At 71.9% G+C, this 13,105-nt stretch carries 14 protein-coding genes; 2 read left to right on the top strand and 12 right to left on the bottom strand.

Annotated elements, in window-relative coordinates; all coding sequences use genetic code 11:
- Positions 1-27: 27 nt before the first annotated feature.
- From AB0950_RS12665 to AB0950_RS12640, 6 genes are all read right to left on the bottom strand, one after another.
- Complete coding sequence (locus AB0950_RS12665; protein WP_360570151.1) at positions 28-714, bottom strand: response regulator; 687 nt, start codon at positions 712-714, stop codon at positions 28-30.
- Positions 711-3,269 (bottom strand): sensor histidine kinase KdpD, encoded by a 2,559-nt coding sequence (locus AB0950_RS12660; RefSeq protein ID WP_360570149.1) that lies wholly within the window; start codon positions 3,267-3,269, stop codon positions 711-713. Before AB0950_RS12660 ends, AB0950_RS12665 begins: the two co-directional genes overlap by 4 nt.
- Positions 3,270-3,406: 137 nt before the next feature.
- The gene (locus AB0950_RS12655; protein ID WP_360148176.1) at positions 3,407-4,099 is read right to left on the bottom strand and encodes an ABC transporter ATP-binding protein; all 693 of its coding nucleotides are present in this window, start codon (positions 4,097-4,099) and stop codon (positions 3,407-3,409) included.
- A gap of 187 nt (positions 4,100-4,286) precedes the next feature.
- A complete protein-coding gene (locus AB0950_RS12650) occupies positions 4,287-5,051 on the bottom strand; it encodes a DUF3710 domain-containing protein (protein WP_360148179.1) in 765 nt (254 codons plus the stop codon).
- 1 nt (position 5,052) lies between these two features.
- Positions 5,053-5,604 (bottom strand): dUTP diphosphatase, encoded by a 552-nt coding sequence (gene dut / locus AB0950_RS12645; protein WP_360148182.1) that lies wholly within the window; start codon positions 5,602-5,604, stop codon positions 5,053-5,055.
- Positions 5,601-6,185, bottom strand: coding sequence for a PaaI family thioesterase (locus AB0950_RS12640; RefSeq protein ID WP_360148185.1), 585 nt, complete (start codon positions 6,183-6,185; stop codon positions 5,601-5,603). Before AB0950_RS12640 ends, dut begins: the two co-directional genes overlap by 4 nt.
- 113 nt (positions 6,186-6,298) lie before the next feature.
- On the opposite strand from AB0950_RS12640, the gene AB0950_RS12635 reads away from it, so the two are divergent.
- The gene (locus AB0950_RS12635) at positions 6,299-6,763 is read left to right on the top strand and encodes a DUF3093 domain-containing protein (protein WP_330337353.1); all 465 of its coding nucleotides are present in this window, start codon (positions 6,299-6,301) and stop codon (positions 6,761-6,763) included.
- 16 nt (positions 6,764-6,779) lie between these two features.
- Here AB0950_RS12635 and AB0950_RS12630 read toward each other — a convergent pair whose 3' ends face one another.
- From AB0950_RS12630 to AB0950_RS12615, 4 genes are all read right to left on the bottom strand, one after another.
- Positions 6,780-7,694, bottom strand: coding sequence for a hypothetical protein (locus AB0950_RS12630; RefSeq protein ID WP_360148189.1), 915 nt, complete (start codon positions 7,692-7,694; stop codon positions 6,780-6,782).
- Positions 7,695-7,707: 13 nt separating this feature from the next.
- Positions 7,708-8,004: a DUF4193 domain-containing protein gene (locus AB0950_RS12625; RefSeq protein WP_053655247.1), complete on the bottom strand. Its 297-nt coding sequence runs from the start codon at positions 8,002-8,004 to the stop codon at positions 7,708-7,710.
- 428 nt (positions 8,005-8,432) lie between these two features.
- On the bottom strand, positions 8,433-9,680 hold the full coding sequence (locus AB0950_RS12620; RefSeq protein WP_360148192.1) for a HAMP domain-containing sensor histidine kinase: 1,248 nt from the start codon (positions 9,678-9,680) through the stop codon (positions 8,433-8,435).
- A 6-nt stretch (positions 9,681-9,686) separates the two neighbouring features.
- Entirely contained in the window at positions 9,687-10,340 is a 654-nt protein-coding gene (locus tag AB0950_RS12615; RefSeq protein WP_366778486.1) for a response regulator transcription factor, read from the bottom strand.
- 417 nt (positions 10,341-10,757) lie between these two features.
- Between AB0950_RS12615 and AB0950_RS12610 the strand changes: the two genes are divergently transcribed.
- Positions 10,758-10,931: a hypothetical protein gene (locus AB0950_RS12610; RefSeq protein ID WP_023546087.1), complete on the top strand. Its 174-nt coding sequence runs from the start codon at positions 10,758-10,760 to the stop codon at positions 10,929-10,931.
- A gap of 83 nt (positions 10,932-11,014) precedes the next feature.
- On the opposite strand, the gene AB0950_RS12605 is transcribed toward AB0950_RS12610, so the two are convergent.
- Both AB0950_RS12605 and AB0950_RS12600 read right to left on the bottom strand, forming a co-directional pair.
- Positions 11,015-11,830: an inositol monophosphatase family protein gene (locus AB0950_RS12605; RefSeq protein WP_360148198.1), complete on the bottom strand. Its 816-nt coding sequence runs from the start codon at positions 11,828-11,830 to the stop codon at positions 11,015-11,017.
- A gap of 8 nt (positions 11,831-11,838) precedes the next feature.
- Positions 11,839-12,966: a ferrochelatase gene (locus AB0950_RS12600; protein WP_366778484.1), complete on the bottom strand. Its 1,128-nt coding sequence runs from the start codon at positions 12,964-12,966 to the stop codon at positions 11,839-11,841.
- Between the last annotated feature and the right edge of the window lie 139 nt (positions 12,967-13,105).

The raw sequence follows: 13,105 nt of genomic DNA, 5'->3' as shown, positions 1-13,105 counted from the left end.
GTAGCCCAGCTCACTTCGCGCCGGACCTCACTTCTCGAACCGGTACCCCATGCCGGGCTCGGTGATGAAGTGCTTCGGATGCGACGGGTCCGTCTCCAGCTTCCGGCGCAGCTGGGCCATGTACACGCGCAGGTAGTTGGTCTCGGTGCCGTACGACGGCCCCCACACCTCCTGCAGCAGCTGCTTCTGGCTGACCAGGCGGCCGGTGTTGCGGACGAGGACCTCCAGCAGGTGCCACTCGGTCGGGGTGAGCCGGACGTCCTTGCCGGCCCGGTTGACCTTCTTCGCGGCCAGGTCGACGGTGAAGCCCTCGGTCTCGACGGACGTCAGGTCGTCCTCGCCGGGCCCGGCCGGCTCCGCGCGCCGCACGGCGGCCCGGAGCCGGGCCAGCAGCTCGTCCATCCCGAACGGCTTGGTGACGTAGTCGTCCGCGCCCGCGTCCAGCGCCTCGACCTTCTCGTCCGAGGAGTGCCGGGCGGACAGCACCAGGATGGGCACCCGGGTCCAGCCGCGCAGGCCCCTGATCACCTCGACGCCGTCCATGTCGGGCAGGCCCAGGTCGAGCACGACCACGTCGGGGTGCCGGGAGGCGGCGAGTTCCAGGGCGGTACGGCCGTCGGGCGCCGCGTCGACGTCGTACTTGCGCGCCTTGAGGTTGATCACGAGGGCGCGCACGATCTGCGGCTCGTCGTCGACCACGAGCACCCGGGTCATGGAGTCGTCTGCCTTTCTGGTTCCGCGATGTCCCCGCCCCCGTCCAGGGGCGCGGGATGCGATCCTGCCGCCCGCAGGCTCAGGACCATGGTGAGTCCGCCGCCCGGCGTGTCCTCGGCGTGGAGGGTGCCGCCCATGGCCTCCGCGAAGCCCCGGGCGACCGCGAGCCCGAGCCCGACCCCGGCGCCGCGCGGGGCGTCACCGTACCGCTGGAAGGGCTCGAATATCCGGTCCTTGGCCTCGTCCGGCACGCCCGGCCCGCGGTCCACCACCCGCACCTCGACCCGGTCGGCCATCGCGCTCGCCGAGACCAGCACGGCCCGGCCGCGCGGGCTGTACTTGACGGCGTTCTCCACCAGGTTGGCCACGGACCGCTCCAGCAGCCCGGGGTCGGCCCCGACCATCGGCAGGGTCTCGGGCACGTCCAGCTCGACGCTGTCCTCGGGCACGCCGCCGAGCGCCATCGGCACGACCTCGTCCACGTCGATCTCCCGGATCAGCGGGGTGACCGTGCCGGTCTGCAGCCGGGACATGTCGAGGAGGTTGCCGACGAGGTGGTCCAGCCGGTCGGCGCCCTCCTCGATGGCCTCCAGCAGCTCCGCCCGGTCCTCGTCCGACCACTCGACGTCGTCCGACCGGAGCGAGGTCACGGAGGCCTTGATGCCGGCCAGCGGGGTGCGCAGGTCGTGGCTGACGGCGGCGAGCAGGGCGGTGCGGATGCGGTTGCCCTCGGCGAGCGCGCGGGCCTGGTCGGCCTCCTCCTGAAGGCGCCGGCGGTCCAGGGCGACGGCGGCCTGCGCGGCGAACGCGGCGAGCACCCGGCGGTCCTCGGCCGGCAGCACCCGGCCGGTGAGCGCGAGCGCCAGGTGGTCGCCGACGGGCATGTCCACGTCGGCGTCCTCGGGCCGTTCCAGGGGCCGCCCGTAGCCGGCCCGCCCGGCGCAGGTCCACGGCTCGACGTCGCTCGCCCGCTCCAGCAGCGCGGCCGACTCCATGGCGAAGGTCTCCCGCACCCGCTCCAGCAGTTCCTCCAGGCTGGTCTCGCCGCGCAGCACGTTCCCGGCGAGGAAGGAGAGGATCTCCGACTCGGCACGCAGCCGGGCGGCCTGGTGGGTGCGCCGGGCGGCGAGGTCCACCACCGAGGCGACCGACATGCCGACGCCGAAGAAGATCGCGATGGCGACCATGTTCTTGGGGTCGGCGATGGTCAGGCGGTGCAGCGGCGGAGTGTAGAAGTAGTTCAGCAGCAGCGAGCCGAAGGCCGCCGAGGCGAGCGCGGGCAGCAGGCCGCCGAGCAGCGCCGCCGCGACGGTGACGGCGAGGAACAGCAGCATGTCGTTGGCGAGGCCGAGACCGGCGGTGTTCAGCAGCACCGCGAGGACGGCGGGGCCCACCAGGCCCACCGCCCAGCCCCAGATGATCCGGGCCCGCCCGAGCCGTCCGCCCCGGGCCACGGGCAGTCCGCGGCCCTTGGCGACCTCCTCGTGGGTGACGATGTGGACGTCGAGGTCGGGGCCGGAGTCCCGGGCTACCGTGGCGCCCACGCCGGGCCCGAAGACGTACTGCCAGGCCTTGCGGCGCGAGGAGCCCAGCACGATCTGGGTGGCGTTGACGCCGCGCGCGAAGTCCAGCAGCGCGGCCGGTATGTCGTCGCCGACCACATGGTGGAACGTTCCGCCCAGGTCCTCCACGAGGGTGCGCTGGACGGCCAGTTCCTTCGGGGAGGCGGCGGTCAGCCCGTCGCTGCGGGCTATGTACACGGCGAGCACCTCGCCGCCCGCACCCTTCTCGGCGAGCCGCGCGGCCCGGCGGATCAGGGTGCGCCCCTCGGGGCCGCCGGTCAGCCCGACGACGATCCGCTCGCGGGAGCCCCAGATCTTCGAGACCCGGTGCTCGCTGCGGTAGGCGGTCAGGTACTCGTCGACCCGGTCGGCCACCCACAGCAGGGCCAGCTCGCGCAGGGCCGTCAGGTTTCCGGGCCGGAAGTAGTTGGACAAGGCCGCGTCGACCTTGTCCGGCTGGTAGATGTTGCCGTGCGCCATGCGGCGGCGCAGGGCCTCGGGCGACATGTCGACCAGCTCGATCTGGTCGGCCCGCCGTACCACCTCGTCCGGGACGGTTTCGCGCTGCCGCACCCCGGTGATCGAATCGACGACGTCGCCGAGTGACTCCAGGTGCTGGATGTTGACGGTGGAGATCACGTCGATCCCGGCGGCGAGCAGGTCCTCCACGTCCTGCCAGCGCTTGGCGTTGCGGGAGCCGGGGACGTTCGTGTGGGCGAGTTCGTCCACCAGGGCGACGGCGGGCGCCCGGCGCAGCACGGCGTCGACGTCCATCTCGCCGAAGACGGTCCCCCGGTACTCCAGCTGCCTGCGCGGCACCTGCTCCAGGCCGTGCAGCATCACCTCGGTGCGCGGCCGGCCGTAGTGCTCGACGAAGCCCACGACGCAGTCGGTGCCCCGCTCCACACGGCGGTGCGCCTCGGAGAGCATGGCGTAGGTCTTGCCGACGCCCGGTGCCGCACCGAGGTAGATCCGCAGCTTGCCGCGTGCCATGGCTCCATTGTCTTCCCGTGACTCCTGCCTGCGCAGCGTCGACCCTACGGCCCGCAATCACGGCAAACAGGACAGGGGGGATCACTGACGGGCAACTTTGACGCAACCCTGACGAGCGCCGCGCCGGACCGGCCGGTTCAGTGCTCGACGATCTCACCGTCGTGCAGTTCCAGCACCCGGTCGGCCAGGTCCAGCAGGGTCGCGTCGTGGGTGGCGACCAGCGCGGTGACCTGCTCGCTGCGGACGACGGCCCGCAGCAGCTCCATGACGGCGTGCCCGGTCTCGGCGTCGAGCTGGCCGGTCGGTTCGTCGGCGACGATCAGTGCCGGCCGGTTGGCGAGGGCGCGGGCGATGGCGACCCGCTGCTGCTGGCCGCCGGACAGCTCGCCGGGCCGCTGGGCCGCGTGCCCGGCGAGGCCCACCAGGGACAGCAGCAGCTCCACGCGCTCCTCGCGCTCGCGCGGGTCGGCGCGGCGCAGCCGCAGCGGTACACCGACATTCTCGGCCGCGGTGAGGATCGGGATGAGCCCGAAGGACTGGAAGACGAACCCGATCCGGTCCCGGCGCAGCCGCAGCAGCTCGCTCTCGCCCAGCTCCCCCAGCCGCAGCCCGTCGACCTCGACCTGCCCGCGATCGGGCGTGTCGAGCCCCCCGACGATGTTCAGCAGGGTCGTCTTCCCGGACCCCGACCGCCCCTTGAGCGCGACGAGCTCCCCGCGCCCCACCTCCAGCGAAACCCCGCGCAACGCGTGCACGGCCCCCGCGCCCGCCCCGTACGACTTGTGCACGTCCTCGACTCGGACCATGGTCCCGGTGACCACCTGAGTCATGGCACGCCTCCCCCCGCCAACGAACGGCAAGTATGGCGCCCTTAAGGGGCGCGGGGAACTGCGCGAACAACCCCCAGGCACCCGCACCCGGCGTCGAAACACTTCCCCAACGGCGCGCCCCCGCAAAAACGGGCCGCACCCCAAAAAGGCACGGCCCGTGTCATTCCTGCTGAACCCAGCGGAGCGCCTAGCGCACCTCGGTGATCTCAGGCCCCCGCTGCAGCTGCCCCATCCCGCCGGAGAAGCGCGAGCCCTCCTCCTGCTGGACCCCCTCGGGGACCATCTGCGCGTCGTTGGGCAGCTTCAGGACGATCGGGTCGCGCGGGGCCATCGGACCCTCGCCGCGGACCACGACCGTGTCGCGGAAGATCTGCTCCAGCAGCCCGGCCGCCTGCGGCTGCACCGCACCCTGCCCGGAGATCACGCCGCGCAGGAACCAGCGCGGGCCGTCCACACCGACGAACCGCACGACCTGGAAGCCGCCGGTGCCGTCGGGCAGCTGCACCGGCACCTGGGCGCGCAGCTCCCAGCCGAGCGGGCCCTCGACCTCGTCGACGATGCCACCCTGCTGGGTGATGCCGGAGGCGATCTCCTCGCGGACCTCACCCCAGATGCCCTCGCGCTTGGGGGCGGCGAAGGCCTGGAGCTGGATGGCGCTGTCGCGCAGCACGACGGTCGCGGCGACGATCGCGTCACCGGCGACCTCCACCCGAAGCTCCATGCCGTCGACACCCGGCACCAACAGACCGCCGAGGTCGACGCGGCCCTCGCCCGGGTCGCGCACCTCGCTGCTGTCCCACGGCCCGTCGGGCCGGGGCCCGGGCTCCAGCCGGACGCGCTCGCGCCCGACCTCTTCCACCTCGTCCGCCTCGGTGTCGACGCTGTCGACGACCTGCTCGGCCTCGCCGGCCGCGTCCTCGGCGGCACCCTTCTTCTTGCGACGTCCGAACACGTCACTGTCCTTCCCGGTCGGATACGACCGAAGCGTATCGATTCCCACCCGTCGGACCGCCCTTGGCGGCCTGACCGCTTGCGCCGCTCTCGCCGCCCACCGCGGCATGACCGCCGGTGGACCCGAAGCCCCCCTCGGCCCGCGCCGAGCCGGGAAGTTCCGCCACCTCGCGGAAGCGGACCCTCTCGACCTGCTGGACGACCAGTTGGGCGATCCGGTCGAAGCGCTCGAACCGCACCGACTCGCGCGGGTCGAGGTTCACCACGATCACCTTGATCTCCCCACGGTACCCGGCATCAACCGTCCCCGGGGCATTCACGAGGGCGACACCGCAGCGGGCGGCGAGACCGGAACGCGGATGCACGAAGGCCGCGTACCCGTCGGGCAGGGCGATCGACACACCCGTGGGCAGCACGGCCCGTTCACCGGGCTTCAGCTCGCACGCCTCGGTGGTGCGCAGATCCGCTCCGGCGTCCCCCGGATGCTCGTACGCGGGCAGCGGTACGTCGGGGTCGACGCGCCGGATCAGTACGTCGAGGGGGTTACGGCTCACGGGTTCACCTCGAAGGCGCGGGCGCGCCGGATCTGGTCCGGGTCGCTCATGGCGGCCTGGATCTCCTCCCGGCGGCCGTGGTCGATGAAGTGGTCGACCTTGACCTCGATGAACAGGGCGTCGGCGCGGACGGCGACCGGCCCGTCGGGGCCGCCGATGCGTCCGGTGGCCGTGGAGTAGATCTTCCGTCCGGCGACCGCGGTGACCTCCGCCTCCAGATACAGGGTGGTGCCCACCGGGACGGGGCGCACGAAGTCGGTCTCCAGCCGGCCGGTGACGGCGATGGTCCGCAGCAGCCAGTTCAGCGAGCCGAGGGTCTCGTCCAGGGCCGTGGCCAGCACACCGCCGTGCGCGAGGCCCGGGGCGCCCTGGTGGGCGGGCTGGACGGTGAACTCGGCGGTCAGCGAGACGCCGTCGCCGGCCCGCGCCTCCAGGTGCAGTCCGTGCGGCTGCCCGGGGCCACAGCCGAAACAGTGTTCGTAATGGGCGCCGAGGAGGTCTCCGGGCGCGGGCGCGTCGGGGTGCCGTACCGGTTTCACCGCGTCGGCGGGAGGCTGAAGGCTTGCGGAACTACCACTCACAGGCGCAGACCTTACCCGGCCGCCCCTCACCCACCACCGCCCTGCTCGACAGCGCTTCGCACTGACTCCCCCTGACTCCGGGGCGATCCGGATCCCGTGCCAAGCTTGGCTTCATGCAGCTCTCCGCCACCCCCTACGAAGAACGCCTCACCGCCCCCCGCTCGTGGTGGCTGATCAGCTTTCTCGTGGGCGTCTCCTTCGCCCTGATCCTGCTTCCGTTCGGCACCCTGCCGCTGCTCGGCGGCCTGGTCGGCGGTACGGCCGCGGCGGCGGTCGTGGCCAGCGCGTACGGCTCGCCGCGCATCCGTGTCGTGGGCGGCTCGCTGATCGCGGGCGAGGCGAAGATCCCGGTGTCGGCGCTGGGCGAGGCGGAGGTGCTGGACGCGGAGGAGGCCCGCGCCTGGCGGACGTACAAGGCCGACACCCGGGCGTTCCTGCTGCTGCGCGGCTACATCCCCACGGCGCTGCGGGTGGAGGTCACGGACCCCGAGGACCCGACGCCGTACCTGTATCTGTCGACTCGGGAGCCGGAGAAGCTGGCGGCGGCGATCGAGGCGGCGCGCACGGCGGACGCCTGAGCGGCCCGCTCGGCGTCTAGGGCTCTTCCGGCAGGTGGCCCAGGTCCAGGGGCTCGGCCGGCTTCTCCAGCGGCGGCAGCTGCTCCAGCTCCTCCCAGGGGACCTGGATGGTGCGCAGGTCGGCCCGGATACGGGCGGCGAGCCGCTTGGTGTCCCGTCGGTTGACGAGCGCACCGACCGCGGCGCCCACCATGAACGGCATGAGGCTGGGCAGGTCCCGGACCATGCGCTTCATGATCTGCTGGCGCAGCCGGCGCTTCATCTGGCCGCCGAGGGCCGAGTCGTACGTCGACGGCTTGAGCACGTCGACCCCGCGCTCCCCCGACCAGGAGGACAGATACGCGGTGCTGCGGATTTTGAGGTTCCCCGGCGGTCTGACGCCGTAGACCTCGTGCAGTTCGGCGATGAGCTTCAGCTCGATCGCGGCGACCCCGGTGATCTCCGCGGCCAGTTCGGTCGGCATGGCCGGCGGCACGGGCAGCATGGCCGCCGCTCCGATGCCGGCCCCGACCGTCGCGGTCCCGGCCGTGGCGCCCGCCACCAGCTTGTCGGCGAGTTCCTCGGGGCCGAGGCCGGGGAACTGCCGGCGCAGGGTCGCGAGGTCGCGTACGGGGACGCGCGGGGCGATCTCGATGATCCGGTCGGCGAGGTACGCCAGGCCCGCGCGGGCGCTGCTGCCGCCCCTGCGGACCCCTTCCCGGGCCATGTCCCGGGCCTTGCCGCCCATCACCGCGGCCCTGCGCCGGGCGACGGGCGCGACGGTGCGCACCCGCGCCGGGTGGTCCACCCGGTCGCCGGCCGGTTCGAGCGGGGCCACCACTCCGGGTGCGCCCCGCTCGTCGTCACGCGTGCCGTGCGGGCCGTCGGACGGCCCTTCGTCCGCTTTCCCCAGGGAGAAGCGGCGCTTCCGAGGAGGGGTCGAGCCAGACACGGCCGACCCGGCCTCAGTCGCAGTCGCGGCAGATGGGCTGGCCGTTCTTCTCCCTGGCCAGCTGGCTGCGGTGGTGCACCAGGAAGCAGCTCATGCAGGTGAACTCGTCCTGCTGCTTGGGCAGCACCCGGACGGCCAGTTCCTCGTTCGAGAGGTCGGCGCCGGGCAGCTCGAGGCCCTCGGCGGCCTCGAACTCGTCGACGTCGACCGACGAGGTGGTCTTGTCGTTCCGCCGGGCCTTCAGTTCTTCAAGGCTGTCCGAGTCGACGTCGTCGTCGGTCTTGCGTGGAGTGTCGTAGTCGGTTGCCATAGTCGCTCTCCCCCTCTGGGTGTCTGCGGTGTCTCCAGCGCACGTAACGCGTGAGAGGCCGGACTTGTGCCCGACCTGAGGCGGAGATTTTGCCTCACATCAAGGTCTGTTACTCAATCGACACCCAACCCGACCCCTCAAGAGTGATCGGCTTGGATGGCGGTGAGGACCGTACACGGTCCGAATGTCGCACCTCAAAGGCGCCTCACCGTGTACTTCCCGTGATCAAGAGCCCTGAAAACCAGGACTTTCCCGGCTTTCCGCCATGTTTCGTGATCACAGAGCGTACATGGCTGAAAATCCGTCCATGTGATCGATCACACAGGAGCAAGCTCATTCGGCGGCTGAAAAATTCCGCGTGAAGCGAACATCCTCCGCGTGTGTCGGCCCACGGCGTGAGAGGCCCGGTCCGGCGGCCCCGTCGAGGATCACAGCGGGAGGGTGACCCGCATCACCAGCCCCCCGCCCTCGCGGGGCTGCGCCCCGATGTGGCCGCCGTGCGCACGGGCCACGGACCGGGCGATGGACAGGCCGAGGCCCACACCCTTGTCGCTGCCCGTGCGCTCCGTACGGAGGCGCCTGAAGGGCTCGAAGAGGTTGTCGATCTCGTACGCCGGCACCACCGGCCCGGAGTTGGTGACGGTCAGCACCGCCTGCCCGTGCTGCACCTCCGTGTCCACCTCCACCCAGCCGTCCTCCGGCACGTTGTACCGCACCGCGTTCTGCACCAGGTTCAGCGCGATCCGCTCCAGCAGGACGCCGTTGCCCTGCACCACGACGGGCTTGCGCTCGCCGCGGATCTTCACGCCCTTGGCGTCGGCCTCGGCGCGCACCTGGTCGATGGCCTGGCCGGCGACCTCCGCCAGGTCGACGGGCTTGCGCTCGACGATCTGGTTGTCGCTGCGGGCGAGCAGCAGCAGGCCCTCGACCAGCTGCTCGCTGCGCTCGTTGGTGGCGAGCAGGGTCTTGCCGAGTTGCTGCAGTTCCACCGGCGCGTTCGGATCGGACAGGTGCACCTCGAGGAGCGTTCGGTTGATCGCCAGCGGGGTGCGCAGCTCGTGCGAGGCGTTGCCGACGAAGCGCTGCTGGGCGGTGAAGGCCCGCTGGAGCCGCTCCAGCATGTCGTCGAAGGTGTCCGCGAGCTCCTTCAGCTCGTCGTCCGGGCCGTCCAGCTCGATCCGGCGGGACAGGTCGGAACCGGCCACCTGGCGGGCGGTGCGGGTGATCCGGCCGAGCGGGGACAGCACACGGCCCGCCATCGCGTAACCGAACGCGAAGGCGATCACGGCGAGGCCCAGCAGGGCCAGCAGCGAGCGGCTGAGCAGATCGTCCAGGGCGGCCTGGCGCTGCTGGTCGACGCAGTGCGCGATCGCGTCGTTGAACTCCGACAGCGGCAGGCTGGTGGTGTTGATCGCCGGGCAGTTGTCGCTGGAGACCCGGATCGCCGTGCCGCTCACGATCTTGAACAGCGGCTGGTTGCCCGTGCTGATCGCCTGCGCGGCCAGCAGGTAGATGATCGACAGCAGCAGGATGCCGGCGATCAGGAACATGCCGCCGTACAGCAGCGTGAGCCGTATGCGGATGGTGGGGCGCAGCCACGGGAAGGGCGGCTGCGGCCTTCTGGGGTCCCAGGTGGGCTTCGGGGGCGCCTGGGGCGGCGCGGGTGTGGCGGCCATGGCGGATCAGATCCGGTAGCCGGAGCCGGGGACGGTGACGATCACCGGCGGCTCGCCCAGCTTGCGCCGCAGGGTCATCACGGTGACGCGCACGACGTTGGTGAACGGGTCGGTGTTCTCGTCCCAGGCCTTCTCCAGCAGCTGCTCGGCCGAGACGACCGCGCCCTCGCTGCGCATGAGCACCTCCAGCACCGCGAACTCCTTGGGTGCGAGCTGGATCTCCTTGCCGTCCCGGAAGACCTCCCGGCGGTTCGGGTCCAGCTTGATGCCGGCGCGCTCCAGGACCGGCGGCAGGGGAACGCTCGTACGGCGGCCGAGGGCGCGCACGCGCGCGATCAGCTCGCTGAACGCGAAGGGCTTGGGCAGATAGTCGTCGGCGCCGATCTCCAGGCCCTCGACCCGGTCGCTGACGTCGCCGGAGGCGGTGAGCATCAGCACGCGCGTGGGCATGCCCAGCTCGACGACCTTGCGGCAGACGTCGTCGCCGTGCACCAGCGGGAGGTCGCGGTCGAGGACGACCACGTCGTAGTCGTTGACGCCGATGCGCTCCAGGGCGGCCGCACCGTCGTACACGACGTCGACGGCCATGGCCTGCCGGCGCAGTCCGGTGGCCACCGCATCGGCGAGCAGCTGCTCGTCCTCGACGACGAGTACGCGCACGTCGCTTGTCCTTCCTCATGTCCACCCGCGTAGCCGCGCCGTGGGCGCGTGCGGGCAGGGGTGTTCGTGGGGTGTGACCTCCATCCTGCCCTTTTCGGCCGTAAGTCGGCTGTAAGGCGGGTTGCGGACCGCACGGATCGGCGCCGCGGGCCGGGAATACGAGAATTTCTCCTCCGGTTGAGGTTTCCGGACGAGGGAGCGGGGGGAGGACGGCTTTACACCCCGCGATCACGCTCTGCATGTAACGCAGCACCATGCGGTACTCCGCAATCCGCTTTCGCAGAGCGGGCGTGGGTGTCCGGCACCGTCGCCGCCCAGCAGGGCAGCGCTGGGCACCCGCGAGAGCCGTGATCGCCCCTTTCCCAACCGGCACACCCCCGTGCCACCGACCCACGACCCAGGACGAGGGGGCGCAGCATGGACGCTTTCACCGCAGGACTTCTGCAGCGCATAAGGGCGACCGAGTCCGACCTGTCGCGGGCTCGTGACGAGGGTGACGACTTCCTCGTCGAGGTGGAGCAGGCAGAGCTCGACGACCTGCGACGCCTCGCCGCCGAACACGGTGTGGAGGTCGGCGCGTCACGCGTCTGATCGGCCCGAAAGCGCAAGAAGGGACCCCGGCGAATCCAGCGCCGGGGTCCCTTTGCGTTCCAGCGGTCGTCGACCGTTCGCGCTCAGTCGTGCCAGGCGCCGAAGTCCTCCAGCAGCCGCTGGAGGGGCTCGAACACCCCCGGCGACCCGGCGACGGTCAGCTCCCGCGACGGCCCCTCTCCGGGCCGCCCACCGACCAGCGCGCCCGCCTCCCGGGCGATCAGGTCGCCCGCGGCGAAGTCCCACGCGTTGAGCCCGCGCTCGTAGTACCCGTCGAGCCGGCCGCAGGCCACGTCGCACAGGTCGACCGCCGCCGAGCCGCCGCGCCGGATGTCCCGCAGCAGCGGGATCAGCCGGGCGGCGACCTGGGCCTGGTGGGTGCGGACCTCGGTGACGTAGTTGAAGCCGGTGGAGACCAGGGCCTGCTCCAGCGGGGGCGCGGGACGGCAGACGAGCGCCCGCTCGCCCTCCCACGCGCCGGTGGCCCACGCCCCGCCCCCGCGCACGGCGTGGTACGTCTCGCCGCGCATCGGAGCCACGACCACCCCGACGACCGTCTCCCCGTCCTGTTCGGCGGCGACGGACACCGCCCAGGTCGGCAGGCCGTACAGGTAGTTCACCGTGCCGTCGAGCGGGTCGATCACCCAGCGCACGCCGCTGGTGCCCGCCACGGACGCGCCCTCCTCGCCGAGGAAGCCGTCGTCGGGGCGGTGGCCGGAGATCAGATCGGTGATCAGCTTCTCCGCCGCGATGTCCATCTCGGTGACCACGTCGATCGGGCTGGACTTGGTCTTCGCCACGGCGAGGTCGGCCGGTCTGCCGTCCCGCAGCAGGTCACCGGCGCGGCGGGCGGCCTCCTGGGCCAGTTCCAGCAGTTCCCGGTGCAGGGGGTCGGTCACGGGTCTCCTCACGCGTAGGGGCTGTCGGCGCCGGCGGCGGCCGGGCGCGGGGCGCGGGCGGGGCAGCAGCCGACCGGGCAGACGTGGTGGCTGGGGCCGAGGGCGCCCAGGGCGCAGGGCGTGACCTGCCGGCCGCGCTCGACGGCGGCGCGCTCCATGACCAGGTCGCGGACGGCGGCGGCGAACCGCGGGTCGGCGCCGACGGTGGCCGAGCGGCGCACCGGCAGGCCCAGTTCCTCCGCCTTGGCCTTGGCCTCGGTGTCCAGGTCGTAGAGGACCTCCATGTGGTCGGAGACGAAGCCGATGGGCGCCATCACCACGGCCGGGACGCCCGCCGCGTGCTGCTCCTCCAGGTGGTCGCAGATGTCCGGCTCCAGCCACGGGATGTGCGGGGCGCCGGAGCGGGACTGGTAGACCAGCCGCCAGGGGTGGTCGATTCCGGTGCGCTCGCGGACGGCGTCGGCGATCAGCTGGGCCACGTCCAGGTGCTGCTCGACGTAGGCGCCGCCCTCGCCGTGGGCCTCGACGGGGCCGGAGGCGTCGGCGGCTGAGGTCGGGATGGAGTGGGTGGTGAAGGCGATGTGGGCGCCCGCGCGGACGTCCTCGGGGAGGTCGGCCAGGGCGCGCAGCACGCCGTCGGTCATGGGCTCGACGAAGCCGGGGTGGTTGAAGTAGTGCCGCAGTTTGTCGATCTTCGGCAGCTCAAGGCCCTCGGCCTCGAGCGCGGCCAGCGCGTCGGCGAGGTTCTCGCGGTACTGGCGGCAGCCGGAGTAGGAGGCGTAGGCGCTGGTGGCGAGCACGAGGATGCGGCGGCGGCCGTCGGCCACCATCTCGCGCAGGGTGTCCGTCAGATACGGCGCCCAGTTGCGGTTGCCCCAGTAGACCGGCAGGTCCAGGCCGTGCTCGGCGAAGTCCTTGCGCAGGACGTCCAGCAGGGCGCGGTTCTGGGCGTTGATGGGGCTGACCCCGCCGAACAGGAAGTAGTGCTGCCCGACTTCCTTCAGGCGTTCCTTCGGGATGCCGCGCCCGCGCGTGACGTTCTCCAGGAACGGGACCACGTCGTCCGGGCCTTCGGGGCCGCCGAAGGAGAGCAGGAGCAGGGCGTCGTACGGGGTGGCATCGAGCGCGTCTGGCATGGCTCGATCCTGCCACCCGGTACCGACAGCCGGGGAACGCTGGGGTGACGAGTCGGGTTCCAGCCGGTTCATGGCGGTTTTCCCGGCGGATGGCCGGCGGATAAACCGGGTGCGATTAGGGTTCCCTTACTCGTAAGCT

The organism is Streptomyces sp. NPDC007189, assembly GCF_040703635.1.
Taxonomy (GTDB): domain Bacteria; phylum Actinomycetota; class Actinomycetes; order Streptomycetales; family Streptomycetaceae; genus Streptomyces.
Note: the sequence above shows the minus strand (reverse complement) of the source record. Positions and strands in the feature narration are given on the sequence as shown.

Bases quoted from the DNA above. Each gene is read 5' to 3' on its own strand.
- AB0950_RS12635 (WP_330337353.1), top strand. From the start codon at position 6,299: ATGCAGCTCTCCGCCACCCCCTACGAAGAACGCCTCACCGCCCCCCGC.
- AB0950_RS12665 (WP_360570151.1), bottom strand. From the start codon at position 714: ATGACCCGGGTGCTCGTGGTCGACGACGAGCCGCAGATCGTGCGCGCC.
- AB0950_RS12600 (WP_366778484.1), bottom strand. From the start codon at position 12,966: ATGCCAGACGCGCTCGATGCCACCCCGTACGACGCCCTGCTCCTGCTC.
- AB0950_RS12655 (WP_360148176.1), bottom strand. From the start codon at position 4,099: ATGACTCAGGTGGTCACCGGGACCATGGTCCGAGTCGAGGACGTGCAC.
- AB0950_RS12625 (WP_053655247.1), bottom strand. From the start codon at position 8,004: ATGGCAACCGACTACGACACTCCACGCAAGACCGACGACGACGTCGAC.
- AB0950_RS12660 (WP_360570149.1), bottom strand. From the start codon at position 3,269: ATGGCACGCGGCAAGCTGCGGATCTACCTCGGTGCGGCACCGGGCGTC.
- AB0950_RS12620 (WP_360148192.1), bottom strand. From the start codon at position 9,680: ATGGCCGCCACACCCGCGCCGCCCCAGGCGCCCCCGAAGCCCACCTGG.
- AB0950_RS12610 (WP_023546087.1), top strand. From the start codon at position 10,758: ATGGACGCTTTCACCGCAGGACTTCTGCAGCGCATAAGGGCGACCGAG.